The 22,552-nt window shown below is 67.1% G+C and carries 29 protein-coding genes; 24 read left to right on the forward strand and 5 right to left on the reverse strand.

All coding sequences use genetic code 11. The features are described 5' to 3' along the window. Positions 1 to 211 precede the first annotated feature (211 nt). The 17 genes from ABH926_RS49460 to ABH926_RS49540 all read left to right on the forward strand — a co-directional run bounded on the left by ABH926_RS49460 (position 212) and on the right by ABH926_RS49540 (position 13,432). Entirely contained in the window at positions 212 to 1,003 is a 792-nt protein-coding gene (locus tag ABH926_RS49460) for a hypothetical protein (RefSeq protein ID WP_370374369.1), read from the forward strand. 169 nt (positions 1,004 to 1,172) lie between these two features. Then, positions 1,173 to 1,472, forward strand: a complete 300-nt coding sequence (locus tag ABH926_RS49465) for a pilin (protein ID WP_370374427.1) — start codon at positions 1,173 to 1,175, stop codon at positions 1,470 to 1,472. A 47-nt stretch (positions 1,473 to 1,519) separates the two neighbouring features. Beyond that, a complete protein-coding gene (locus ABH926_RS49470) occupies positions 1,520 to 1,789 on the forward strand; it encodes a hypothetical protein (protein ID WP_370374370.1) in 270 nt (89 codons plus the stop codon). A 133-nt stretch (positions 1,790 to 1,922) separates the two neighbouring features. Continuing rightward, positions 1,923 to 3,677, forward strand: a complete 1,755-nt coding sequence (locus tag ABH926_RS49475; RefSeq protein ID WP_370374371.1) for a hypothetical protein — start codon at positions 1,923 to 1,925, stop codon at positions 3,675 to 3,677. Continuing rightward, complete coding sequence (locus ABH926_RS49480; protein WP_370374372.1) at positions 3,674 to 3,904, forward strand: PrgI family mobile element protein; 231 nt, start codon at positions 3,674 to 3,676, stop codon at positions 3,902 to 3,904. The genes ABH926_RS49475 and ABH926_RS49480 overlap by 4 nt, the downstream gene beginning before the upstream one ends. Then, positions 3,859 to 4,593, forward strand: coding sequence for a PrgI family protein (locus ABH926_RS49485; protein WP_370374373.1), 735 nt, complete (start codon positions 3,859 to 3,861; stop codon positions 4,591 to 4,593). The genes ABH926_RS49480 and ABH926_RS49485 overlap by 46 nt, the downstream gene beginning before the upstream one ends. Further along, positions 4,590 to 6,431: a VirB4 family type IV secretion system protein gene (locus ABH926_RS49490; protein WP_370374374.1), complete on the forward strand. Its 1,842-nt coding sequence runs from the start codon at positions 4,590 to 4,592 to the stop codon at positions 6,429 to 6,431. Before ABH926_RS49485 ends, ABH926_RS49490 begins: the two co-directional genes overlap by 4 nt. A 134-nt stretch (positions 6,432 to 6,565) precedes the next feature. Further along, the gene (locus ABH926_RS49495) at positions 6,566 to 7,504 is read left to right on the forward strand and encodes a hypothetical protein (protein ID WP_370374375.1); all 939 of its coding nucleotides are present in this window, start codon (positions 6,566 to 6,568) and stop codon (positions 7,502 to 7,504) included. 107 nt (positions 7,505 to 7,611) lie between these two features. Next, positions 7,612 to 8,715: a type IV secretory system conjugative DNA transfer family protein gene (locus ABH926_RS49500; protein ID WP_370374376.1), complete on the forward strand. Its 1,104-nt coding sequence runs from the start codon at positions 7,612 to 7,614 to the stop codon at positions 8,713 to 8,715. 229 nt (positions 8,716 to 8,944) lie between these two features. Continuing rightward, the gene (locus ABH926_RS49505; protein ID WP_370374377.1) at positions 8,945 to 9,787 is read left to right on the forward strand and encodes a replication-relaxation family protein; all 843 of its coding nucleotides are present in this window, start codon (positions 8,945 to 8,947) and stop codon (positions 9,785 to 9,787) included. Between the two features lie 32 nt (positions 9,788 to 9,819). Beyond that, complete coding sequence (locus ABH926_RS49510; protein ID WP_370374378.1) at positions 9,820 to 10,407, forward strand: C40 family peptidase; 588 nt, start codon at positions 9,820 to 9,822, stop codon at positions 10,405 to 10,407. A gap of 596 nt (positions 10,408 to 11,003) precedes the next feature. Next, positions 11,004 to 11,240 carry a hypothetical protein gene (locus ABH926_RS49515; RefSeq protein ID WP_370374379.1) on the forward strand — a complete coding sequence of 79 codons (237 nt, stop codon included), beginning with the start codon at positions 11,004 to 11,006 and terminating at the stop codon, positions 11,238 to 11,240. 177 nt (positions 11,241 to 11,417) lie between these two features. After that, positions 11,418 to 11,852, forward strand: coding sequence for a hypothetical protein (locus ABH926_RS49520; protein WP_370374380.1), 435 nt, complete (start codon positions 11,418 to 11,420; stop codon positions 11,850 to 11,852). 95 nt (positions 11,853 to 11,947) lie between these two features. Continuing rightward, positions 11,948 to 12,187, forward strand: a complete 240-nt coding sequence (locus tag ABH926_RS49525; protein ID WP_370374381.1) for a hypothetical protein — start codon at positions 11,948 to 11,950, stop codon at positions 12,185 to 12,187. An 18-nt stretch (positions 12,188 to 12,205) separates the two neighbouring features. Beyond that, positions 12,206 to 12,367 (forward strand): hypothetical protein, encoded by a 162-nt coding sequence (locus ABH926_RS49530; RefSeq protein ID WP_370374382.1) that lies wholly within the window; start codon positions 12,206 to 12,208, stop codon positions 12,365 to 12,367. Further along, positions 12,364 to 12,690, forward strand: coding sequence for a DUF317 domain-containing protein (locus tag ABH926_RS49535; protein WP_370374383.1), 327 nt, complete (start codon positions 12,364 to 12,366; stop codon positions 12,688 to 12,690). Before ABH926_RS49530 ends, ABH926_RS49535 begins: the two co-directional genes overlap by 4 nt. Positions 12,691 to 12,772: 82 nt before the next feature. Further along, positions 12,773 to 13,432: a hypothetical protein gene (locus ABH926_RS49540; RefSeq protein ID WP_370374384.1), complete on the forward strand. Its 660-nt coding sequence runs from the start codon at positions 12,773 to 12,775 to the stop codon at positions 13,430 to 13,432. A 17-nt stretch (positions 13,433 to 13,449) separates the two neighbouring features. Here ABH926_RS49540 and ABH926_RS49545 read toward each other — a convergent pair whose 3' ends face one another. Further along, entirely contained in the window at positions 13,450 to 14,022 is a 573-nt protein-coding gene (locus ABH926_RS49545; protein ID WP_370374385.1) for a hypothetical protein, read from the reverse strand. Between the two features lie 237 nt (positions 14,023 to 14,259). Between ABH926_RS49545 and ABH926_RS49550 the strand changes: the two genes are divergently transcribed. The 3 genes from ABH926_RS49550 (at position 14,260) to ABH926_RS49560 (ending at position 16,105) form a co-directional block, all read left to right on the forward strand. Then, on the forward strand, positions 14,260 to 15,150 hold the full coding sequence (locus ABH926_RS49550; RefSeq protein WP_370374386.1) for a hypothetical protein: 891 nt from the start codon (positions 14,260 to 14,262) through the stop codon (positions 15,148 to 15,150). A gap of 46 nt (positions 15,151 to 15,196) precedes the next feature. Continuing rightward, the gene (locus ABH926_RS49555) at positions 15,197 to 15,796 is read left to right on the forward strand and encodes a hypothetical protein (RefSeq protein ID WP_370374387.1); all 600 of its coding nucleotides are present in this window, start codon (positions 15,197 to 15,199) and stop codon (positions 15,794 to 15,796) included. 81 nt (positions 15,797 to 15,877) lie between these two features. Then, positions 15,878 to 16,105: a hypothetical protein gene (locus ABH926_RS49560; RefSeq protein WP_370374388.1), complete on the forward strand. Its 228-nt coding sequence runs from the start codon at positions 15,878 to 15,880 to the stop codon at positions 16,103 to 16,105. Between the two features lie 9 nt (positions 16,106 to 16,114). On the opposite strand, the gene ABH926_RS49565 is transcribed toward ABH926_RS49560, so the two are convergent. The 4 genes from ABH926_RS49565 to ABH926_RS49580 all read right to left on the reverse strand — a co-directional run bounded on the left by ABH926_RS49565 (position 16,115) and on the right by ABH926_RS49580 (position 18,421). Continuing rightward, positions 16,115 to 16,531 carry a hypothetical protein gene (locus ABH926_RS49565; protein ID WP_370374389.1) on the reverse strand — a complete coding sequence of 139 codons (417 nt, stop codon included), beginning with the start codon at positions 16,529 to 16,531 and terminating at the stop codon, positions 16,115 to 16,117. Between the two features lie 64 nt (positions 16,532 to 16,595). Then, positions 16,596 to 17,093 carry a hypothetical protein gene (locus ABH926_RS49570; protein WP_370374390.1) on the reverse strand — a complete coding sequence of 166 codons (498 nt, stop codon included), beginning with the start codon at positions 17,091 to 17,093 and terminating at the stop codon, positions 16,596 to 16,598. Between the two features lie 131 nt (positions 17,094 to 17,224). After that, on the reverse strand, positions 17,225 to 17,719 hold the full coding sequence (locus tag ABH926_RS49575) for an ATP-binding protein (protein WP_370374391.1): 495 nt from the start codon (positions 17,717 to 17,719) through the stop codon (positions 17,225 to 17,227). 81 nt (positions 17,720 to 17,800) lie between these two features. Further along, positions 17,801 to 18,421, reverse strand: a complete 621-nt coding sequence (locus ABH926_RS49580) for a MarR family transcriptional regulator (protein ID WP_370374392.1) — start codon at positions 18,419 to 18,421, stop codon at positions 17,801 to 17,803. Between the two features lie 674 nt (positions 18,422 to 19,095). Here ABH926_RS49580 and ABH926_RS49585 point away from each other — a divergent pair. The 4 genes from ABH926_RS49585 (at position 19,096) to ABH926_RS49600 (ending at position 22,213) form a co-directional block, all read left to right on the forward strand. Beyond that, positions 19,096 to 19,644, forward strand: a complete 549-nt coding sequence (locus tag ABH926_RS49585) for a hypothetical protein (RefSeq protein WP_370374393.1) — start codon at positions 19,096 to 19,098, stop codon at positions 19,642 to 19,644. A gap of 92 nt (positions 19,645 to 19,736) precedes the next feature. Next, the gene (locus ABH926_RS49590; protein WP_370374394.1) at positions 19,737 to 20,183 is read left to right on the forward strand and encodes a hypothetical protein; all 447 of its coding nucleotides are present in this window, start codon (positions 19,737 to 19,739) and stop codon (positions 20,181 to 20,183) included. A 385-nt stretch (positions 20,184 to 20,568) separates the two neighbouring features. Beyond that, complete coding sequence (locus tag ABH926_RS49595; protein WP_370374395.1) at positions 20,569 to 20,835, forward strand: hypothetical protein; 267 nt, start codon at positions 20,569 to 20,571, stop codon at positions 20,833 to 20,835. Between the two features lie 322 nt (positions 20,836 to 21,157). After that, on the forward strand, positions 21,158 to 22,213 hold the full coding sequence (locus ABH926_RS49600; protein WP_370374396.1) for a hypothetical protein: 1,056 nt from the start codon (positions 21,158 to 21,160) through the stop codon (positions 22,211 to 22,213). Positions 22,214 to 22,552: the final 339 nt, after the last annotated feature.

Below are 22,552 nucleotides of genomic sequence, written 5' to 3' on the forward strand. Positions count from 1 at the left end.
ACGCAGGTCGCGACACCTGTGAGAGCAAGACGGCAGGCGACTTCAAGCCATCGATACCGTGTCGTTCCGCCGCCGGACAGGTTGCATGAAAGCCCCGGCTAAGGCGCAGTCCAGGTCCGGCTAAGGACCAGCTCGGCCGGAGGCGAGGAAACGCTAAGAACCCTCGACGACCCCCGAAGCAACACATCCACGTTGCTTCCGGGAGTTCGCTATGAGCACCACCGCCCACACGACCTACACCGCGACCCGTTCTTCTTCCCCGGCCTCCTCGCCCTTCTACGCGGTCGAGTGCGCGTTCGAGCGTTTGGCGAGCGGGCCCAACTCGCTGATCCTCGACGGCGCGCAGCTTGGCGAGCCGTTCCCCGCCGAACCCCTCACGCTGGACGCCGTCCGCAAGATCGTGCTGAAGCGGAGCAACCAGATCGGTCCGCGCGATCGCGTGTGGGTAGAGCTCGTCCGCAACGCGCGTGCCCACGGCGGAGACTGGACGATCGCGGCGGTCGGGATGGCGCTGCCGGCGCTGAAGTGGCTGGGCGGTGCGTACGCCAATAAGTACGACGGCCACCCCGCTGACCTGGACGGCGAGATTCTGACCGGGTTCCTGGAGCACCTGGCCGAAATCGACATCGACCGTCCCGGCATCATGACCCGGCTCCGTTACGCCGCTCTGCGCGCGGCACGGCGCGCGGTCGACCAGGAGATCGGATACATGCGGTCGGCCGCGGTGGCCGAGGCGATGGAGCCGCACCTGCCGTGGGGCCACGAAGACCTGGTCCTCGCCAAGGCACAGTGCGAGGGAATCATCAGCGCCGCCGACGTGGACCTGATCGGCATGACTCGGCTGGAAGACATCGATCTGGCCGAGGCCGCCGAGATGCTCGGCGTCACCCGGAACGCGGTCAAGATCCGCCGCCAGCGGGCCGAAGCGCGGCTGGTCGCATGGCTGCAGGGCCGGCGGGTGCCGTCGATGACGGACATGGCGCAATCGCGCGCTCGCGCTTGAGCGGGGTCAAAAGATCTCGTCCGAGGTTCTGTAGACCCTGCTCCAGCACGGCCTGCGGCCTTTGTGAGTGAGAAGAAGTCCTCACCGCCCTCAGGAGGCCGCCTTGCACTCCGACACCACCCATCGCCGCCAGGCCGTGCTGTTGCTCGCCGCTTCGGCCGCCGCGTCGCTGTTCGTCTGCGCCAAAGCACACGCGGCGACGGTCCCGGTCCACTCGCAGGTCCTGGCCGTGGCCACGATCGAGCAGGTCATCAGCAATTTGCGGACCTGGCTCGTCGGGCTGCTGGCCAGCCTGGCGACCGTGTTCCTGACCATCGGCGGGGCCCGCTACCTGATGGCCGGCGGCGACCCAGCCGAGGTTGAGAAGGGGAAGACCGCCCTGAAGTCGGCGGCCTTCGGCTACGCCTTGGCCGTCCTGGCCCCGGTCGTTGTCACCGTCCTGCAGCACCTCGTCGGCGCAGGCAGCTGACCTGCGCCGTTCGCTCTCGTTCCATCCAGTCCACGGAGACCACACTGATGAACCGTCCGACCCGCCGTGCCCTGACTGCGATCGCCGCGATCAGCAGCCTCGCCTTCACCGGGCTCAGCACATCCGCCTGCGCGGCCAAGCACACCGTGCCCAAGGCACACGTCATCACGATCCCCGCTCCAGACCAGGTCTCCGACGTCTTCCGCGCCGGCAATTGCCCGTGGCTGCAGATGCTCCAGAACTCCGAAGCCCAGGTCTACAACATGCTGATCTCATCGCCTCTTTGTGCCGACAAGCACTCGATGGCCGGCAACTGACATGAACCAGATCGCGTGTTGCACCGGCCGGGCGGTCAGAGCGCTGACGGTCGCCACGGGCGGTGCGGCCGCAATCGTGGTGATCGTCGCGTGCACGGCGAGGGCCGATCCAGGCCCGGCCCCGACGCCACCGGTGGTCGTCACGACGCCGGGCGCGACGCCGAGCCCGCTGACACCCGGCATCTACGGCCCGCTCGTCGGCGGCGGGACCATGGCCCCGCCGCCGCAGCCGATGGGCACCGATACGCCGCAGAGCTCCGATCCCGGCTTCTTCGACATCCCCGGCCAGATCGAGAAGGCGATCAACAGCTGGTTCGGGAATCTGGTGAAGTCTGCGCTTGGACCGGTGCTGAAGCTCGTGAGCTCGGTGCTGCTGTCCTCGCCGGATGTGAGCGACGGCCGGATCGCCGAGGTGTGGACAGGAACGCTGGTCACCGCCAACACGCTCTACGCCCTGTTCGTCCTGGTCGGCGGCGTCATCGTGATGAGTCACGAGACCGTGCAGTCGCGCTACAGCCTCAAACAGATCGCACCGCGCCTGGTGGTCGGCGTCATCGCCTCGAACGCCTCGCTGTGGGCGATCGAGCAAAGTGTCTCGCTGGGGAACGCACTGTCGGCCGCGATCCTGGATCGGCCGGTGTCGGCTGAGGGGATCGGCGCTCAGCTGACGTCGATGATCGTGGACAAGATCTTCTTGTCTGGCGGCGTTGGGACGTTGTTCATGATCCTGCTCGGCGGCGCTGTGGCAGTCCTCGGGCTGGCACTGCTGATCACCTACCTGATTCGCGCGGCGATCCTTATCGTGCTGACGGCGGGTGCGCCACTGGCGTTCGCCTGCCACGCTCTGCCGCAGACCGAGGGCCTGGCGAAGCTGTGGTGGCGCGGTGTGTTCGCATGCCTGGCCACGCAGTTCGGGCAGGCACTCGTCCTGATCACCTGCCTGCAGATCTTCTTCGACCCCCACGCCGACCTCATCTTCGGTGTCCCGTCGGACGGCGGACTCATCGACTTGCTGCTCTGTCTGTGCCTGTTCTTCGTCCTCATCAAGATCCCGATCTGGGCGACGCGGATCGCGCTGGGACGGCAGCCGCTCGGAGGGACGATGGCCAGCGGGCTGCTGCGGAACTTCCTGTACTACAAGGCGTTCATGGCGATGCGGGGCCGGGTCGGGCGCCGCCCGTCGCCGCCTCGCCGACCGCCGGGCGCCGCGTGGGTGAACCGTTCCCGGCCGGGTCCTCCTGCTCCAGGAGGTGGTCTGGCTCTGTTCGTGGGCCCGCGTCCGGGAGGGGCAGGACCGGGCGGCTGGTCGCCAGAGTCGCCGACAGTGACCGTGACCCGGATCTGGCCGTCATCACCACCACCGCCACCTCAACCGACGCCGCCGGGCCGCGCGCCGATGAAGCCGCCTCCAACTCCACCTGCGCTCCCGCCTGGCAGAAGCGCCCGGTTGGATGCCCGGCACCGGGCGACCGTAGCTGCGCCACCGGTTCGCGGCCAGCAGCACGGGCTGTTCCCGCCAGTGGCCAGACCGGTAAGACAGCCTGCCGAATCGCCAGTGGCCGCCTCGGCGTCCCCGCGCTTGAGCTCTGGATTCCGGAACGACGCGTTGTTTCCGCCACCGAGATCGCAACGAGCGCAGGCACCGCGAGCAGCAGCTGCGCCCGTCCGTGCAGCGAGTAACTCCACCTCCACGTCCTCGCCGTTTGTCCCGATGTTCGTGTCCGCGGCGGACTACGTCGAGCCGATGAAGAAACGCGGACCGAAAGCGCCGAAGGCAGCACCGCCGCGGCAGCCGCGAACCGTCCGTGCCTCGGCGCGCTGGCCTGCGCCCTATCCGACAGTCCTGCCAGAACCCACTGAGCCCGGAAAGAAGGCAGATCCCTCATGACCGACGACGACCTGCACGGCTACCGGACGGTCCGCATCCCCGGAAACATCGAGAAGGAGGATCAGATCATCGGATCGCTGACGATGCGCCAAGTGGCCGTCATCGGCGGCACCGGTGCCGTCCTCTGGTGCTTGTGGATGGCAGTCCGGACCTGGGTTCCAGCTCTATTGTTCGTGGCCCCGTGGCCCCGTGGCTGCTGGTGCTGTTCGTGGTGGCGCTGTCGGTGAGCATGAATAGGGACGGCGTCAGCGTTGACCGGCTGTTGCTGGCGGCTCTGAAACAGGCCGCCTCCCCGCGTCGGCAGGTGCCTGCTCCTGAAGGTGTTCGGAAACCGCCGACCTTCATCACCGCGGCGATGCGCGGTCGCACGAAGCCACCCGTGTCTCTGAACCTCCCGGTCCGTACGGTGACCGAATCCGGGACCATCCGCCTCGGCCCAGACGGCGTGAGTTCGCTCGCCGAGTCCTCGACCGTGAACTTCGCTCTCCGCACGCATGCCGAGCAGGAGGTGCTGATCGGCGGGTTCGCGCGTTGGCTCAACACCCTGACCGGGTCGGTCCAGATCGTCTCCCGCACAACTCCGGCCGACCTGGGCGACCAAGTGGCGCTGCTGCGCGAGCGTGCCGGCGGCTTACCGCATCCGTTGCTGGAGCAGGCCGCCCTCGACCACGCGGACTTCCTGGATGATCTCGCATCCCGGCGCACGCTGATGGACCGCAAAGTCCTCATCGCCACGCACGAATCAGACCCTAAGGCCGAGCAACGACTGCTGCGCCGAACCCACGACAGCTCCGCCGTGCTCGCCGGATGCGAGTTGAACGTCACCGTCCTCGACGCGGTGGCCGCGACCGACGTTCTCGGCGCGGCTCTCGACCCCGACCGATCCGCCACGACCAGGACAGGAGCCCCCCGATGATCAGCCCGGCTCCGACTGCACTCGGCGTCCTGTCACCTCGCTCGCGCAGGTGCCGCACCCGCGAGAACAGCGTCGACATCGGCCTGAGCCCGGCCAGCCTGGAAGTCAGCGCGAAGCGGCTCCGGATCGGCGAGACCTACGCCGCCACGTTCGCCGTCACCGGCTATCCGGCCGAGGTCGCCGCCGGATGGCTGGAACCGCTGCTCGCGTTCCCCGCCAGGATCGACGTCTCCATCCACATCGATCCGGTGCCCGCTCCCGTCGCCGCTGACCGGCTCCGCAAGCAACGCGCACGCCTGGAATCCGGACGTCGGGCGTCGGCGGAGAAGGGGCGGCTCGACGACCCGGAGACCGAGGCCGCCGCCGACGACGCGCGTGAACTGGCTTACCGCGTGGCGTGCGGGGAGGGGAAGCTGTTCGCGGTCGGCGTATATCTGACGATCGCTGCCGACTCCGAACATGAACTCGCCGACACCTGCGCGGCGGTGAAGTCGGTCGCAGATGGGATGCTGCTGCGCTTGGTCCCCGCGACCTTCCGCACCGTTGCCGGCTGGTGTTCCACGCTGCCGCTAGGCCTGGACCTGTTGAGGCTGCGCCGTACCTTCGACACCGAAGCCTTGGCGACGGTGTTCCCTTTCACCTCGGCCGATCTGCCGCTGCCGTCTGGCGGTGCTTCCGGCCGTAACGCTCCGGGGCCGGTTCTCTATGGGGCGAATGGCACGGGCTCGGGGCTGGTCGTGTGGGACCGCTGGGCCTGCGACAACCACAACTCCGTCGTCCTGGCCCGCTCTGGCGCCGGCAAGTCGTACTTCACCAAGCTCGACATCCTGCGCTCGCTATATCAGGGCGTGCAGGTGCTGGTCGTCGACCCGGAGCAGGAGTACACCCGTCTGGCTGACGCCGTCGGCGGAACGATCGTGGAACTCGGAGCCCCCGGCGTCCGGGTCAACCCGCTGGACCTGCCCAAGAGAGCGTCCGGTAGCCCGGACATGGTGCGGCGTCGTGCGCTCTTCGTCCACTCCGTCGTCGCGGTTCTGCTCAGCGCCGAGCTGACTGGTGGCCAGCGCGCAGCGCTGGATGCGGCGATCCTGTCGGCCTACGCTCACGCCGGGATCATCGACGATCCTCGGACTCACGCACGCCCAGCGCCGACGTTGAAGGACGTCGTCGAGCTACTGGCGCGAGCCGACAGCGCGGAGGCCACATCGCTGGCTGAACGGCTGACCCCGCACACGACGGGATCGTTCTCCGGCCTGTTCGACGGTCCCACGACGACGGCTGCCGACGGCCACCTCGTCGTGTTCGCCCTACGACAGCTTCCGGACGAGCTGAAGGCGATCGGCACCCTGCTGACGTTGGACGCGATCTGGCGCACCGTGTCCGATCCGGAGCACAGGCAGCGGCGTCTCGTCGTGGTTGACGAGGCCTGGCTGCTGATGAAGGAGCCGGCCGGGGCGCGGTTCCTGTTCCGCATGGCTAAGGCGGCCCGCAAACAGTGGGCCGGGTTGGCGGTCGTCACCCAGGACGCCGCAGACCTGCTCGGAACGGATCTGGGTAAGGCGGTCGTGGCAAACGCCGCGACTCAGATCCTGCTGCGTCAGGCTCCGCAAGCGATCGACCACGTCGCCGCCGCCTTCCGGCTGTCCGCAGGTGAGAAGGCTTACTTGCTCTCTGCGACACGGGGAAGTGGCCTCATCGCCTCGGGGACGTCCAGGGCAGCCTTTACGGCCATCTCGTCCGATCAAGAACACATTCTGGCGACTTCGGATCCGGCAGAGATCGAAGCCATGGCTGCGCGGAACCCGAACGCCATCGATGAAGAGGAGTCGCCGTGGTAATCCACACTGCCGATCCTTCGGCAGTTCCGGCCTCGCCGACCGGAACCGACCTGCGCGCCACTCCGCTGACACGCTTCCTGGAGGACCCTGGCGGCTACTTTTCCTCGTGGCTCGACATCATTGGCGCCTTCCTCGTGCAGTGGTGGCCGCTGATCGGAACGACCTTGGTGTGGCTGGCATGCGTGGTCACCGGCCTTCGCGTCGTTCTGCGCTCACGGCACCGCCGACTGATGGCCGCCGGGGCGCGCAAGATCGAGATCCTGGTACCGCCGCACGTGGAGCCGGGATCCGGCGCAGCGTTCTGGGCACATCTGCATGCGATGCTGCGCCCCGCCTGGCGGCGTTTCATCGACGGACAGCCGCACCTTGTCTTCGAGTACACGTGGACCGCCGACGCGTTGACGCTCGGCGTCTGGGTTCCCGGTGTCGTGCCGCCTGGCATGGTCGAGCGGGCGGTCACCGCCGCGTGGCCCGGGGCACAGACCACCGTCGTCACCCCGGCTCATGTTCCGATTCCGCTCACCGCCACGGCGACCGGCGGACGGCTGCGGCTGGCCAAGCCGGAGGTCCTGCCGTTGCGGTCGGACTATGACGTCGACCCGTTACGTCCGCTGTTGGAGGCGGCCAGCGGCCTGACCGGACCAGAGTCGGCCGCGGTGCAGGTGCTGGCGAGGCCAGCGACCGGCCGACGGGTCCGGCGCTACCACCGGAAGCTGTTGAAGCTGAAGCACCAGGCGTCAGGTGCCTCGGTCCGGGTGCCAGTTCGCACTGTCGTCTTCGACGCCGTCTCACCGGGCAAGCCGATCGCGCGGGCGGTCTCGCGCCAGGACCCGGTCGCCTCGGCGGCGTTGCGCGCGGCGGTCGGGAAGTCGACGGGCTCGCTTTGGGAGACCGAGGTTCGGTATGCAGTGGCCACATCGACTCCCGAGCCTCGGACCCGCACGGAGCGCAAAGCGATCAACCGGCGGCTGCGTGGCCTCGCGCACTCGGTTGCCTCCGCGTTCGGGATCCATGCCGAACGGAACAGTGGCGCCGCAAGCCGCTGTTCAGACCCGCTCGCACCTTGGCTTTAAGGTTCTGCAACGGCGGGGATCTGCTGACGGTCGCCGAGTTGGCTGCGGTGGCACACCTACCGATGGATACCACCGCCATCGGAGTAGCGCGGGCCGGAGCACGGGTCGTGGCTCCGCCGGTGCGGATCGCCTCGTCTGGCGATGAGGACCAGCTCAAGGTTCTCGGCGACGCGGACGCCGGCCCCGCACGGCGCGTCGCGCTGAAGGTCGCGGACGGTCGCCAGCACACGCACATCATGGGCTCGACGGGCTCCGGTAAGTCGACGCTGATGGCTCGCATGATCCTGGACGACGTCACGGCCGGGCGCGGTGTCGTTGTCATCGATCCGAAGGGCGACCTCATCGGAGACCTGCTGGACCGCCTGCCGGAACAGACCGCCGAGAGGACTGTGCTGATCGACCCGACCGACGACGGCCCGAAGCCGTCGCTGAACATCCTGTCCTCGGGTGAACCCGGCCTGGTCGTCGACAACGTCGTCGGCATCTTCAGCCGGATCTTCGCCTCCAGTTGGGGACCGCGTACTGACGACGTCTTCCGCGCCGCGTGCCTGACGCTGTTGTCCGCCAAGACCGACAAGGTGCCGACGCTCGCCGACGTGCCCGCCCTGCTGACGGACCCGGTTGTGCGGGAGCGTTATGTGCGCGCCCTGCCGAGGGATACGAAGAACGGTCGAGTATTGAAGGTGTTCTGGAAGGGCTTCAACGACCCTCCGGTGACCGCGCAGGGCCTCGCTGCGGCGCCGCTTCTCAACAAGCTGCGCGCCTTCCTCCTCCGCGACTTCGTGTCGGACATCGTCGCCACACCGGAGTCGACGGTGGACCTGCGCAAAGTACTAAACGGCGGAGTCTGCCTCGCCCGGCTGCCGAAAGGCGTACTCGGCGAGGACGCCGCGCGGCTGCTCGGCTCGTTCATCGTCGCCGCGACGTGGCAGGCCGCGGCGACGCGAGCCCGGAGCGAGGAAGGCGGGCGTATTGACGCTGGCCTCTATATGGATGAAAGTCACAATTTTCTCAACTTGCCCTATCCGATGGAGGACATGCTCGCCGAGGCACGCGGTACCGGCTCTCCCTGGTGCTCGCGCACCAGAACCTCGGCCAGCTCACGGGCGAGTTGCGCGAGGGGATCTCGGCGAACACCCGCAACAAGGTGTTCTTCGCCTGCTCCCCGGAGGACGGCCGCGTACTGGAGAAACACGTCGCGCCTGTACTGACCGAGCACGACCTATCGCACCTCGGCGGCTATCAGGCAGCCGTCGGTCTCCTCGCCGACGGCGCACTTGCGCCCGCGTTCACCATGCGCACCAGAGCACTGACGCCTGCGATTCCAGGCAGAGCCGACGCGATCCGTCGCCGAGTCCATTCCGACCTCGCGGCCCGGACCCGAGAAAGCGAAGGGCTGCGTGATGTCGCATGAGTCGAGCGGCAAAGAACAGGGACACGGTGGCGAAGGTCGCGGTCGCCGATCGTCTGACATCGCGTGACGCCGAGATGCTGCGGCTACTGGCCGAGCACAGGATGCTGACCAGCAGGCAGATCGCCCGCATCCTGTTCCCCAGGGAACGCACCGCGCGCGAGCGCATCGCTGCCATGCGCTCGTTCGGCCTCATCGAGACGTTCCGGCCGCCGTGCAGTTCGGGGACTTCGCCGCTGCACTGCACGCTGACGGCGAAGGCGTTCCGGCTGGTGGTCGGCGACGACGAGGCAGCCCCGAGCCGGCATCGGTTGGCGCGAGTCGGGACACTCGGAGCGGTCGCGATGGCGCTGCGCGCCGACTTGGCTCACCTTCGTGGAACCAACGAGGTCTTCTCCCAGCTGATCGCGCACGCCCGCAAGAACCCGGGATGCGAGCTGGAGGTCTGGCGTTCGGAGTGGTCCTGCGCACGGATCTTCGGAGGTCAGGTGCGGCCGGATGGCTTCGGCCGCTGGCGCGATGGCGAGGCGTGGTGCGACTTCTTCCTGGAGTACGACACAGGCACCGAGACTCAGGAACGGCTGCTGGCCAAGCTCGTCGGTTACGCGGATCTCGCGTTCGCGGCGGACGTCACCTGCCCGGTGCTGTTCTGGCTCCCGAGCGCTACGAGAGACGAGAACCTACACCGCCGCCTCGCTGAGCAACGAAGCGAAGTGCCGGTGGCCACCGCTTACGGCGATCCGACGAGATCCGAGCCGGCTGGCGCCATCTGGCGCCTTGCCGGGGCCGACATGGCGCGGCTGCCGCTCGCGGTGCTTGGGGCGGCGTCGCTCCGTGAGAAGGGCGGGCGCCAACGCGCTCATGCCGTCTGACACACCGACCGCTCGACGTGGAGGGAACGTCCGTGAGCCTGCCGAGTCGAATCGCCGCAGCATGTGCGGCGTTCTTTCTCCTCCTCGTCGTACTGGTGACGGCTGCGGCCTCCGCAGTCACCGCCGTCGCCACCCGGCCTTTTGACGCGCTGTGGCATGCAGTGGTCGGTGACTCGCGGCACCTTGAGCACGAGTTCAGCGCGCATCAGTACGTTGCGCTGGTCGCTTCGGCTGAGGCCCACGCGCCGACGCGAGCGGCTGCGCAGGTCGTGGCGTTCGCCGCCCGACGGATCGGGATGCCATATATCTGGGGCGGTACGGGACCTGCGGGATACGACTGTTCGGGGTTGACCCAGGCAGCGTACGCTGCAGCGGGAATTGACATTCCAAGAACTGCGACGGAACAATTGAGGAGCAGCCCCACAAAATCGCTTTCACGACTCCGTCCAGGAGATTTGGTTTTCTACGGAAGTCCGACCTTCGCGCACCATGTCGCGATCTACCTGGGCGCTCTCGACGGAGCCGGCGTTGTGCTGGACGCACCGCGGCCCGGCGAAGTCATCCGTCTGGATCCGCTCGCAGCCGGTGATCTCCTGGCGGCAACGGCGCCGGCGGGGTGATGCCCGCCGACTTCCTCGCCAGTTCGGGGGCCGCTATGGGGGCCGATATCCCCGCCGCTGACCGCCCGGCACGCATCACCTGAATTGGCAGGTCAGTGACGGTATAAGGTCGCCTGCCGCTGCCCGACGGATCGTGCATCCCACGATCTATCGTCGTCCCGCGTCGCGGCGTGCGTGGCCCATTTCGTTCCTCTCGGCGGCTTCCGGCCCGCCTACCCCTACCGACCTTCCTTCTTTCACGCGCCAGCCGTGTTGGTGAGCCCTACGTCGTGCTCGGCCGTTCGCCGGCGCGACCGGTCCGTCGGCCGATGACCATTGCTGTCAGAAGTGCGAATTCCCAAATGCACTCCGATGGTCGTCTCGTGAGTGCGGTAAAAGGTTCTGTGAAATCGGTAGGCCGAATGGGTGGCAAATGGCCGCTTTGGGCTGGACTCGAGTTAATTCATCGAGCGACAATGGGTACATAAGGAAGTGAGGGGCGAAAACGCGAAAGCGTCAATGGCTTTCAAGGCCCGGCAGGCGCGGCAGCCACCGCACCCGCCGGGAAGCAGGACCACAACCCATCCGCCCGACCCATCACGATCAAGAGGAGCGTCATGGAACCTGACCTCATTCTCTCGGAACTCCGAGAGCTCGCGCGCAACGCCACGCGGACCGTGCAATCCTCGTTCGCCTGCTCTGACCCCCAGTGTGTGCACCGCGAGCACGCCGAAGCCCTGGCGGTCAGGTTCACGGCTCTTGACGCCGACCTGACCAACGGCGGCCTCATCCCCATGGCGTGGGCCGGTGGCCCTGACTTGCCCGAGCCACGCCTCTCAGACGACACCCTGTAGGCATCGCCAGCGTGCCTACAGCGGCGCGCCCCTGATCCGGCCGCCGAGCCGCAATCCCACTCGCACTTACCGGCCCGGCGGCCGCGCTTGAAACCCCTGATTCCACCGCCCTGGGGCGGAGCTATGCCGGAAGCCGGCGGCCTGCCACCTGCGTAACCCCATCGAAGAGGAGCCATCGTGTCTGAGTCCGTGATCGACCCGACCAACGCCAGTACCTTCGCCCGCGACCGCGCCGAGGGCATCACCGGGATGGACTTCGAAGCCCTGTCCGCCTTCGCCGACGGCGGTGACCCCTGCGACCCGTTCCGACTGTTGGCCGGGGAGATCGTCGACGCGGTCGGCTGGGCCGACGAGGCTGAGGCCGGTTACGACCGGTTCCTGATGTTCGCCTCGGCGGCGATCGATACCGCCCGCCGGTTCCTGGCCGAGTGCGGATCCCCGGACGACCCGGCCAACCTGTACGGCGAGATGAACAACGTCGCCACGGCGGCCGACGAGGTGAACGCTTCTCGGTCCGCGCTGGACGCCGCCCTGGTCGGTTTCCAGATCGCCGCTCACACCGTCGGCCTGGACTACGGCGACCTCGGAAGCCACGGCGACGCCGCCGCTTGAGTGAACAGCGGGTGCCGGGCCGACGCCCGCCTGGCACCCGCCCCGGCCCCGGTCACTCAACCCCTGATCAGCACTCGTTTCCCGGAGGAATTCCTATGCCAGCTACCACGCCCCGCACGCCAAAGGTCAAATACCACCCGGCGGTGGACGCGATCCTGATCCGCCAATTCGGCCCCTACATGACGGTCGCCGAGCTCACCCGTGCAGCCGACGGACACCCGGCCGCGATCGTCATCGAGCTGCTGCACGCCAACGCCTGCCGCGTCGAATGGGCCGCCGAGCGGCTGGAGGACCAGATCGCTACGGTCGTGAGCGACCTGACCAGTGCCGCGTGAGACATCCCATACGGCCTGATGGTGGAGGTCCCCACCGGCACACTGCGCGACATCCCGGCGCTGGTCGCCACCTACCACGAGGCACTGCTGAATCTGGTGGGGACCGTCGCCAAAACCGCCTCGATGTTCCGAACAACCCCGGCCGCACCCCCGACCAGTGAGGCGGAGGCGTTGTCATGACGACCGTACTCGCTTGCGCCTGTGGAACAGGCGAGCCTGGCACCGTCCTGGACCTGCTGGTCGGAGATGGATGGTCCTGCGACGCCAAGGGCAGCAACGTCACCGCCGAATCGGCCGACCACCGGCTCAAGGTCCAGTTCCGTCCTGAACGGACGCCAACCGTCCCTCGACAACCGCTGTGGCTCATCGACTACCGGCCGGCCGACGGCGATACCGGACGGGCATGGCGAGCCACGTTCACCGACGACACGCCAGCCGAGCTCATCGCAAACTTCTGCGCGCTACTCGGCGACGCAGTCGAACTAGACGACGACCGCGCCTGACGCCCGTCACAGACCGCCGGGCGGGCGCTCCGGCTCCCGCGCCCGCGCCCGCCCGGCCCTATCCGACAAGGACCCGCGAACTATGACCCCCTACGCCCCACTCCCGACTGGCAGCACCGCCGCCGACCTCCTCGCCTGGTGGCGACAACGCGCCCGTACCGACCGCGTCGCGACTGGCTACTACACCACCTGCCGGATGGCTCTCGCCGAGCTGGGTCCTGAGGCTCGGCTTCGCGAAATCAACGCGCTCACGCTGCACGCGGATGATCTCGTGCGCTTGGCGGTGGACGGTTGTTGGTTCGGGCTCTCCGAGCCATCGCGTCACCACCACACGCTCCGCCTGCGGCGCGCACTCGGTCTTTTCAGCGCCGCCCTCGGGATGCAAGGCAGCGCACCTGCCACGACATCCCGTCCCGACACCCGGTCGGCTCCGACTCCGCCACCGAACCCGATCGTGGTAGACAACGCTGAGGGCTACGACACGGCGGGCGCCTCACCGGAACTCATCGCCTACCTGGCCTCTGATGAGGCCGTGATCTCGGCTGCCATCGCAGCGCTCGACGCTGCTGCCCTCGAGGCCGCCTCGACGTCGACCGAGAACCTGGCCGTGCTGAGTGCAGCCGTCTCCGCGTTTGAAGCCGCCCTCGCTGAGGCAGGCGTTGCCTCCGCACGTATCCCCGCTGCGGCAGCGGCCCTGATCGCGTACATCTACCGCAACGCCAGTTCCCCCGACGCGCAATAGGCCGAGAGACGAGCTCGTCAAGCGATAGGGTCGGGCGCGGTGGCTCGCACCGCCTGCACGGCCTGCTCCGACACGTCAATCCGCTCCAGCAGTTCTGCTGTCATTCGCCGAGCCTCGATCGTCGTGCCGATCGAGGCGGCTATGACCGCTGAGCACAGCAAGACCTCCAGAACAGCCCAGGCCCTCAACTGGTCATCGCCGTTGGCGGCGTTGTGGAATGCGATGTTCAGAAAAATGATCAAGAGATAGCCGACGGTTTGCGCCCATTGCCAAACCTGGAAGGTCTTGCTGCTCGGCATGCCGCGGAACCAGCCCAGGCCGATCTCAGGCCGGGTGAGCGCGTTGGCGTTTCCGGCATCCATCCATTGGCGCTGGAGACGTGTGAGCAGCACTGCGCTGGCGATGGTGGCCCAGAAGTCGATCTGCGTCCACGTTCGGTAGGTGTTGATCGTGTCGATCGCGGTGAGGTCGCCGTTCCGTAGATCACCGATCGCAAAGTAGCTGAGCACATAGAGCACGGCCCGGGCGCCAAAGACCACCGTGTTCGCCACCACGGTCCCGGCGATGAATATCTTCAGCGCGCTGTCCATCGGCACCCGGCCTGCGGTTACTCGCGCCTTGGCGCGAGTGCAGTAGCGGCACGAACCGTCCGCAGCGTGCCATGGCGCGATACGGCATTCCGGGCACTTGGTCACGCTGTTCCCCCACCCTCTGACATCGAAAAGAGCAGCGAGAATCTAAGGCTTCTGAACTTCTCAGGTCAACGCGCGGTGCCGTGCCGCCAGCCGAACTCGGAACCTTCCAGTAGGAGAAAGAGAACCCACCCGATGACTCACGTCCCGGACCAGGCCGGACGCGTCACTGTCCCGGTCAGCCGTTACGCCGCTGCCGCCGTCCTCACCACGGCGGTCGCCGGAATCGTCGTCGTCGGCTTTCTCGGCTCGTACGGCCCGCTGCGCGACGCTTTCCTCGCGATCCATCAGAGCCGGTCCGCCTCCGCCCGTGACCCGCTGGCCGTCGACGGCCTGATCGCGGTCGCCGTCGCCTCGGCGATCTGGCTCCGCCACGAGGCGGCGGCCCGGCGGTATGCGCTGACGGTCGCCGGCGTGACGACCGGCGCGTCGCTGCTTCTGAACTTCCTGCACGGCGAGGGCGTCATCCAGCCCGGCGGCGTGGTCCACCAGCCGCTGCACCCGCTGCTCGTCTTCACCATCGCCTCGCTGCCCGTCGCAGCGATCGGCTTCGGCTCGCACTTGCTCGTCGCCTGCCTTCGCCAGCTCGGATCGACCCGGCCGCAGGACGTCGTCCTGGGCGGAGACGAACGCCGTGAGCAGAACGCTGAGCGGTCCGTTCCGAAGAACGATTCGTGCCAGGACGTCCTGAGCAAGCAGGACGACTCGGCCATCCAGCCCGCAACGGCCCCTCCCGTCCGGAAGACCAAGTCAAGCCATCGTCCCCGTCCGAAGCAGGACGTCCTGCCGCCACCTGTAGCGCCACGTCGCGGTCCGGACCAGGAGTTGGTCGTCCGGGGCCGAGCCGCACTGGCTACCCTCATCGCGGACGGAGTCAGCCCTTCTCGGGACGCCCTGCGTGCCCGCATGGGCGTCGGCAACGGCAAGGCGAGCGCGGTGTGGTCCGTCCTCCAGGACGAGGCCGCGGACCGTCCTGGTGACTCTGCCGTCCTGGAAGAGGATCGAGAACATCACCAGGACGGATGACTGGTTCCGGACCGGCGGTCGACCTGCGCGGCAGTATGCTGCACGGATGGCCCGCCGTAAGTCCCGCCGTACCAACCAGCCGGCTCGCGGCCCCCGGCACTTCCTGTCACGCAGCCCCGAGGAAATCCTCGAGCTCGCGAAGGCGCTGCGCCTCAGCGGTGATGAGGATCCCCGATCACGGGCCCAGGACTACACCGAAGCCGCCGACTATTACGCGATGGCTGGGGACGAGACCACCGCCGAGGAGCTGTACCGGGCAGCGATCGATGACGGCGGCTTCGTCGTCGGGAGCGCACACGCCTACTTCGCCGGATTCCTGTTCGAGCGGAACCGCGACGAGGAGGCGCTGGCGGTGATCGAGGCCGCGCGCAAGCTGCGCTTGGAGGATCCCGACATGTTCGTCATCGTCGCCGAGACCCTCCAAGAACATGGGTACCACCGCGAAGCCGCCGCATGGGCGACCCGCGGCTTGGTCGCACTGTTCGACAGCCTGGCCGGCATCACCGCCGAAGACTTGGACGAAGACCCGGACGGTGCCTTTCTCGCCACCGAGCGGAAGCGGGCGCGTCAGGCTGCAGGCTTGCCCGCCGACCACATCGACGACCTCGTCATCGCGAATACCGGATACGACGACCAAGCCGGGTGACGGGAGTCCGACCCCACAAGCGGCATGCCCGGCGCGTGTCGCCGCTGCGAGCCGTGGAGCAAGTGCGGGAGCATAAAGACCATGTCGAGCGACGCGCCGGCGGCAACGAGCAGCCGCCTGAGGATCCAGGACATCCCGCAGCACCTGCCGTTCCCACAGCCGGAGTTCGATGACCCCGGCGAATGGGCGCGCTGGATGGGCGAGATCAGCTATGAGTTGCTCGGCCCAGGCGTATGCAAGTGGCCGCCGGCCGGACACGACCCGAACGAACGCAAGTTCATCGCGACCGGCGGCGAGCTCCTCTACTGATGGCGCGAACTACGGAGCCGGAGCGGGGGTCTGGGCGACGATCGCGCTTAGCGCTGCTGCCGCGCTCATATGAGCGTGCAGTATGTAGCTTCCGGCCCGGATGCCGACGGAGCGTTGGTCGCGGTTCGCTGCATCGTCGTACGCTTTGGCGCTCTTCACCACGCCAGCGGATTGCAGGGCGCGGCCGATGTCGTAGCCGGTCATTCCGGGAGTGACGATCACCGTCACGGTCTGTGCGGTTCCGTTGCCGAAGTAGTCCGATGGGTCGCTTGCTGATGGCGGTGCCACCGGACCCTTTGCTGCTGGTGCACCGGGACGGGTAACGAGAACGACCAGGAGGATGGCGATCAACATGAGCATTGCCGTGACCATCACGACGAACCACCGAGGCACGGCTCCTCGGCCATGTCGCTCAGAATTCGTCATCGCGCCTTCCTTCTTGAAGATGGGTTCGAACCACGCCGCGGTGAGGGGCCCTTCTGGAAGGTGTCTACGGAAAGTGGTCTGCCAGGCGCTTGAACGCGGCACTGGAATCCTCGTCCGAGATCTTCGCGCCGGTCTGTTGCTTGAGCCAGTCGCGGACCGTGTCGAAGTCCTTGCGCCAGAATCGGACGTGCCAGCCGATCACGTCGTCCAGGAAGGCAATAGCGCGGTCGGAACTTCCGCCACCCGCGTTGTTCACAGGATGCCGGTCGGCCATGCTCCGCCTCCCGCCTTCGATCCGCTCGAAGCACCACAGCAGCGTGAAGTAGGCCTGCCGTACGTCATCGACGCTCTTCCCGGCTGGCGCAGCTTTGCCGAAGACGACGGCGCCCAGCAGATCGCGGGCCTCGGCGAACGGGCCGGTAGTCAGGTCGGCGTGCAGTGCGCGAGCCAGCTCGAAGTCCTCACGGCGGTGCTGGATGTGGGCCTGGCGTGCGGCGAAGCCGGCGGCTGCGAGCGCAACGAGCGCGCCCAGCGCGCTGCCGTAATCCCCGACGTTAGGCATGTAGAGCAGTCAAGCATCGCAGGGGCCTGCTTCGCTAGATGAGAAGCGAGGGTTTCGAGCCCGAGCAGGGCGAGGACCGCGATTGCCGTCCTCGCCCTGCGGTGGCCAGACGGATCTGTCCGGTTCGGGTGTCAGCCGGAGACGCGGACAAAAGACGCCCAGACTGTTTTTCCGCCCTTGCCGCCCAGAGCCGTTCCGTGGTCGGTCGCCGGTGCTCCGACGATGCGAAGCCCGCGTCCCTGCTCGTCGTCGCCCGACGGGACCTGGGGAACGGGCAGTTCCGGGGCCGTGTCGAATACCTCCACGAGCACGCGGCGCGCGAGCAGCCGGATCGTGAGCCGGACGGCTGCCGGGGATACCGGATCGGGGTCCGGGGGCGTGGCTGTCGCTGTGACCGCGTTGGTAACCAATTCCGAGACCACCTGGCAGACAGCCCACTCGAGCTCGGACTGTCCCCAACGGCTGAGAATGTCGGCGGCGTGTCGCCGCGCCCAGGCGACGGCGGTCGGTTGAGCCGCTACGACCAGGACACTGATCTCCTGGTGGCTGATGACCGGGTTGGGCGGATGGGTCGGCCTCGCGAGCGCGACGCCGATCGGAGGTATCGAAGTACTCTGGTCCTGCATGGAAGCTCTTTCCTTCCGTGCTGGCCCCGGGCCGTTCGCAGCGGCGTCGGGGCCGCCTGTCGTGATCTCTTACTCAAGTCGTCAGACCGGGTCCGGCCTATTTGCCACGTAGCGATACCGCCGCGGCTTGTCAGATGTGCGCTCGACCACCCCCTGCTCGGTCAAGGTGCTCAGGCAGTTGGCGACGGCTCCCGACGAACGCCCCCCAAGCAAGTGACCGATCGAGGTCGGGGTGAACTCAACCTGAGGCCGTGACGCGAGCAGCTCGACCACCAGCGCCCTCAGACCGCCGGATGCGAGCCGCCCGGTCATCAACACGGCTGCCGGCACTACCGCGAGCTCTGTCTCTTTCTCGCGCCGGTAGTCCTCAGTCTGAGCAGAGCCACCACCCACCTTTTCGACTTCTGCCTGCGGGTTCTCGGCTGGGCTGTGCAAGGCGGTGTCCCCAATCGCAGGTCCCTGACGGGCAATGGCCGTCGGCCGCCAGGTCGCCGCACCACGCTTACCGTCGCTCGGCTGATGCAAGGTACGGCGCGCCAAGCCCATCCCTTCCAACAACACGAGCGCCTTGGCAGTCGTCGACCCGCCGGTGCCGGCCATGTCGGCGAGTTCCTTGGCTGTGCTGTCCGGCCTACTCAACAGCGCACCGAGAACCGCGGCCTGCGCGTCGGTGAGGACAGGATGATCGAGCGTTTCGGGCATCGGTGGGAACCCCTTCCTGTCAAACAATTCGGCGTTGCGCGCGGCCTGGCCTGTGGTGCGGGTCGGCGGACCAGGCCGCGCAGGACCATGGACGCTCGACTTCACGACGAAGTCCAGCAAAATCCCGCTCTTGGGGCGATATCGACCGGTACGGGTGACTGTGACGAAGCACGCTAGTTGGCGGTGAGGCTGGATAGCTGGCGTCTTCGACGCACGGTAGTCGTCCTCCTTCGGGTGGTGTTTGTCCCGTCTCGTCGGAGTTGGCCGATTCTCACGTCATCGTCACGGAGCCCTGCGCGGTCTCATCGATCTGTGTCGATGCCTCGTGATGTGTCCCTTCTCGCGTGACGTTGTCGTTGTCTCAAGTCACGTTGTTGGATTCGCGGCTGGTCTCAGGATTCGTTGCCGGTCGGGGCCCGGACCGTTTTCGGTGTCTCATGTGACGTTGTCGCCGGGCGGGCTGGGCGCTGTCGTGGCTGTCGGTGATCAGGGCTCGTCTCGGGTTCCGCTCCCTCTCACGAGTGGTTTGATCCGGCCGGCCCGGCGGACGCCGAGCCCGATGACGAGGCGTTGGCCGCGCGTTGGTGGGCTCAGCATCGGATTGAGTAGCTCCGCCGGGTAAGTTGAGTAGTCGAGCCCTGGGCCAGGACGGCGTCCTCCGAGAGGGTGAAGCCATGGAAGCCAAGCCTTTCGCATGGATCGCCCGCCACCGCCTTCCGGTGATCCTGACCGTCACCGCAATCGCGGTCGGTGCCATCGGAATCCGGATCTACCTGCCGATCGCGGCACGGGATCGGATGCTGCAACACGGCGACGCCCTGCTGCAGGCGATGCCGACCCCGGCTGGCGGACACCTTCAGGACCGTTCGTCCACCCGCCGCTCCGGGTGGTTCGACCAGGCGATGGCCGACTCCCCGGTGACCCAGGACAGCTGGGACGCCACGTTCGACGTCGACACGGTGGACTCCCCATCGCAGGTCGCCACCGCATACGCGGCGCAGCTTTCGCAGGCCGGATGGAACCGGGACGCCGCCTGCGTCGCGAAAGGCGCCCCGGACGGCGTCTCGACGGACGTCATCGGTGTGGTCCACGCCTACTCCGGCTGTTGGACCAAAGACGGGTTCAGCCTCGATGCGACGGTCGATACCGAGCTGCAGGCCAGTGGCTACCAGGTCTTCGTGACCATGACCGATCCGCCGTACGGTGGTTCGTCAGCAACCTGACGGGGGGCGGCAGGCGCAGCCTGGTCGTCGTTCGAGAGAGTGAAGGTATGGGGGACAGGCCTTACTCCTGGATCGCGGGTCATCGCCGTCCGGTGATTCTGACCGTCGTCGCCGTAATCGCCGTCGGTGCGCTCGGGGTATGGATCTACTCCCCGATCGCCGCGCGGGATCGGATGTTGCGGCGTGGCGATGCGCTGGTACAAGCCATCCCGGCTCCGGCCGGCGGACACGTGCTGTACCGCGTGTCCACTCGGCGGGACGGGGTAACGGGTCTGCCGTTCACGCATTACCCGGCGTCCCACGACACCTGGGCCGCCGGCTTCGACCTCGATACGGGCGACTCCTCGGCGCACATTGAGTCCGCATACGCAGCTTTACTCGCTCAAGCGGGATGGCGTCGGGATCCCGTCGGCGCTCAGTCCGACTGCTGGACCAGGGACGGGTTCGGCATCTCGGTGTCGGTCAACGATGGACTGCACCCCGGTGAGGTCTGGCTGGACGTGAAGATGAGCGGGTTGCTGTGTGGTGCGGACTCGTAGTCCGGATGCCACGTATCAGTGCAGCGCCTCATCCGCCGGGCTGATCCGACCGCGAACCGCGTGAACAGCACCTCCAGCCCGCCCCGACCCAAAGGCGCCCAGGTCGAAGACCTCCGACAGCAACATGATGCAGGCGCCTCCGTCCCCCAACTCGCCCGCAAGTTCGGAATCGCCAACGCGGCCGCCTACCGCGCCCTGCCTGACTGACCCCGAAACCCGCGGCACCGACAACACGAACTGAGACGATCCCGCCAATCCACACCCGAACGGCAATCGGAGGTGAGACAGGCAACTCAGCCCGTCTCACCTCCGATTGCATCCGCCCAGGTCACATCACTACTCACCGGCAATGATCGATTGAGACGGGACATGATGCAATACGCATATGGAGCGCGTCGAGGTCGAGCTGTTCACCGACGGCAGCAACAACGCTGTCATCCGCATGCCCGGCAGGCAGTTTCCGGGTGTGCTCATCCAAGGCGACAGCCTGGCGAGCCTACGGTCCGACGTCGCCGAGATTCGAGATGCATGCCTGGCCACCGACGCAACCGAGGCGCTAGAGGCGACGGAGTCCCTTCTCGAAGATTTTGATGCGGTCATGCTTCGCTATACCGACGCTCTCGAACGTCACGGCCTCCGCAAGCCGTTCTGAAGATCAAAGGAAGTTGCCACCTTCCGTGAGAGACGTAGGCCGAGACCGTCTCAACGAAACTGGCATCAGCGCAGCTAAGCTTCCACGTCAAGCCGACCTTCGCTGAGACGGAACAGTGTTGTTGCGTGACTTGCTCGGAGCGCGGCGCTCGTGGGAATGGTCGGTTGATCCGTTCTTGTTCCCTTCGCTGCGGGGGTCGGGTGTCCGGGGTAGTCCCCCGCGAACCAGCCACCACCCCAGCCCGCATTTCCCGGATCGCTGTCGCTGGCCGCCTCCAGAAACCGCAATGCGTGAACGCAGGGACGCCCGATAGCCTCGTCCAATGCCACAGGTCGAAGGCCCTGCTCCTGTCGAGTCCGCGATACCGGACGGCATGGGCCCAGTCGCCGACATGGCCGGCATCATGGTGGGTGACGTCCCCGCCTGGCTGGTACTCGGCGAGGACGGCGTGTTGAGCAGGTGGGCCCCGGGCCGGTCCGTCTTTCAAAGGCTGACGGCGATTCCACCGGCCGAAAGCGGGTCGGACAAGATCCGGCGGCGGCTCCACGCGTCACTATGCGGACGATTCGCAGCCGTCGTCGACGACTACGGGACCACCGGAACCGTCATCGACCTGTCGACCGGCCGCACGACCATGACCCTGGACGGCGGCGACTACTGCGAACACGTCGTACCGTTCGCGCTGGCCTTCGCCGAGCACGACGGCTCGCCCGTACTGATCCACCGCACGCGATGGAACCGGCTGGATGTCAGCGACCCGGCAACTGGCCGACTGCTCACCGAACGCGAAACACCCGAGCGCCGCAACCACGAGGACGAACCACCCCACTACCTGGACTACTTCCACGGGGCGCTCTACCTCAGCCCAGATGGCAACCAGATCTGCGACGACGGCTGGATATGGCAGCCCTTCGGCATGCCGACAGTCTGGAGTCTGACCGCGTGGCTGGACGACAACGTCTGGGAGTCAGAGGACGGCCCCTCGCGCGCCGAGTATCCGTTCCTGGAGGAATGGGACCGCGGAATCGCATGGGTCACCTCAAACCGGATCGCCGTCCAGGACGTCGGCGACCGAGAGCACCCGCCCTGCATCCGCGTCCTCGACCCGACCGCCGCGGGACCGAGCCCCTACGTCACATCCATGGCCATGCTGACGGTCACAACCTTCCCCGGCCCTGGTGGACGCTACTTCTCCGACGGGAACCTGCTGCTGGTCTCCGGCGAGACCGAACTGGAAGCGTGGAACATCGAGCAAGGTATCAAGACATATACAGTCCCGAGGTTCACCCCGATTCGGCAGCATCCGCACAGCCTGGAACTGGTAGAGATCAACACTGATGCGATGCGGCGCTGGGTCCCGCCCGGCCGAACTCGCTAAAAGCCGCCGCGAAATCGGCTACAACGACTGTCGTCAACCCCTGACGGCTCGTCGGGCCCGAGTCACTTGCTCGATGAACCCGACAAGCCGCCAACAAGCGAGCTTTACGACCGCCAACCACCGTGCTTCGTCACAGTGACAGCAACCTGGTTACTGGGCCAGGAGCGTGTGCTCTTAAGCGCCGGTTACGCGAGTGGGAGCTTTGTGGAATTACGGAAGTTCCGCGCTCAATCAGAGCTTTGACTAGTCAGGTCGGCAAAGTCGATAATCGACACGCGATGGGCCGTGATCTACGGCCTGAGCTCGCCGTATCCGACGAGGGGGCAGAGTCGGTGAGCC

The organism is Catenulispora sp. GP43 (assembly GCF_041260665.1).
Classification (GTDB): domain Bacteria; phylum Actinomycetota; class Actinomycetes; order Streptomycetales; family Catenulisporaceae; genus Catenulispora.

What these genes read in the sequence shown, in the direction of transcription:
- ABH926_RS49460 (WP_370374369.1), top strand. Translation starts at nt 212, where the DNA reads ATGAGCACCACCGCCCACACGACCTACACCGCGACCCGTTCTTCTTCC.
- ABH926_RS49470 (WP_370374370.1), top strand. Translation starts at nt 1,520, where the DNA reads ATGAACCGTCCGACCCGCCGTGCCCTGACTGCGATCGCCGCGATCAGC.
- ABH926_RS49480 (WP_370374372.1), top strand. Translation starts at nt 3,674, where the DNA reads ATGACCGACGACGACCTGCACGGCTACCGGACGGTCCGCATCCCCGGA.
- ABH926_RS49490 (WP_370374374.1), top strand. Translation starts at nt 4,590, where the DNA reads ATGATCAGCCCGGCTCCGACTGCACTCGGCGTCCTGTCACCTCGCTCG.
- ABH926_RS49515 (WP_370374379.1), top strand. Translation starts at nt 11,004, where the DNA reads ATGGAACCTGACCTCATTCTCTCGGAACTCCGAGAGCTCGCGCGCAAC.
- ABH926_RS49525 (WP_370374381.1), top strand. Translation starts at nt 11,948, where the DNA reads ATGCCAGCTACCACGCCCCGCACGCCAAAGGTCAAATACCACCCGGCG.
- ABH926_RS49530 (WP_370374382.1), top strand. Translation starts at nt 12,206, where the DNA reads ATGGTGGAGGTCCCCACCGGCACACTGCGCGACATCCCGGCGCTGGTC.
- ABH926_RS49535 (WP_370374383.1), top strand. Translation starts at nt 12,364, where the DNA reads ATGACGACCGTACTCGCTTGCGCCTGTGGAACAGGCGAGCCTGGCACC.
- ABH926_RS49540 (WP_370374384.1), top strand. Translation starts at nt 12,773, where the DNA reads ATGACCCCCTACGCCCCACTCCCGACTGGCAGCACCGCCGCCGACCTC.
- ABH926_RS49545 (WP_370374385.1), bottom strand. Translation starts at nt 14,022, where the DNA reads ATGGACAGCGCGCTGAAGATATTCATCGCCGGGACCGTGGTGGCGAAC.
- ABH926_RS49550 (WP_370374386.1), top strand. Translation starts at nt 14,260, where the DNA reads ATGACTCACGTCCCGGACCAGGCCGGACGCGTCACTGTCCCGGTCAGC.
- ABH926_RS49555 (WP_370374387.1), top strand. Translation starts at nt 15,197, where the DNA reads ATGGCCCGCCGTAAGTCCCGCCGTACCAACCAGCCGGCTCGCGGCCCC.
- ABH926_RS49560 (WP_370374388.1), top strand. Translation starts at nt 15,878, where the DNA reads ATGTCGAGCGACGCGCCGGCGGCAACGAGCAGCCGCCTGAGGATCCAG.
- ABH926_RS49565 (WP_370374389.1), bottom strand. Translation starts at nt 16,531, where the DNA reads ATGACGAATTCTGAGCGACATGGCCGAGGAGCCGTGCCTCGGTGGTTC.
- ABH926_RS49570 (WP_370374390.1), bottom strand. Translation starts at nt 17,093, where the DNA reads ATGCCTAACGTCGGGGATTACGGCAGCGCGCTGGGCGCGCTCGTTGCG.
- ABH926_RS49575 (WP_370374391.1), bottom strand. Translation starts at nt 17,719, where the DNA reads ATGCAGGACCAGAGTACTTCGATACCTCCGATCGGCGTCGCGCTCGCG.
- ABH926_RS49580 (WP_370374392.1), bottom strand. Translation starts at nt 18,421, where the DNA reads ATGCCCGAAACGCTCGATCATCCTGTCCTCACCGACGCGCAGGCCGCG.
- ABH926_RS49585 (WP_370374393.1), top strand. Translation starts at nt 19,096, where the DNA reads ATGGAAGCCAAGCCTTTCGCATGGATCGCCCGCCACCGCCTTCCGGTG.
- ABH926_RS49595 (WP_370374395.1), top strand. Translation starts at nt 20,569, where the DNA reads ATGGAGCGCGTCGAGGTCGAGCTGTTCACCGACGGCAGCAACAACGCT.
- ABH926_RS49600 (WP_370374396.1), top strand. Translation starts at nt 21,158, where the DNA reads ATGCCACAGGTCGAAGGCCCTGCTCCTGTCGAGTCCGCGATACCGGAC.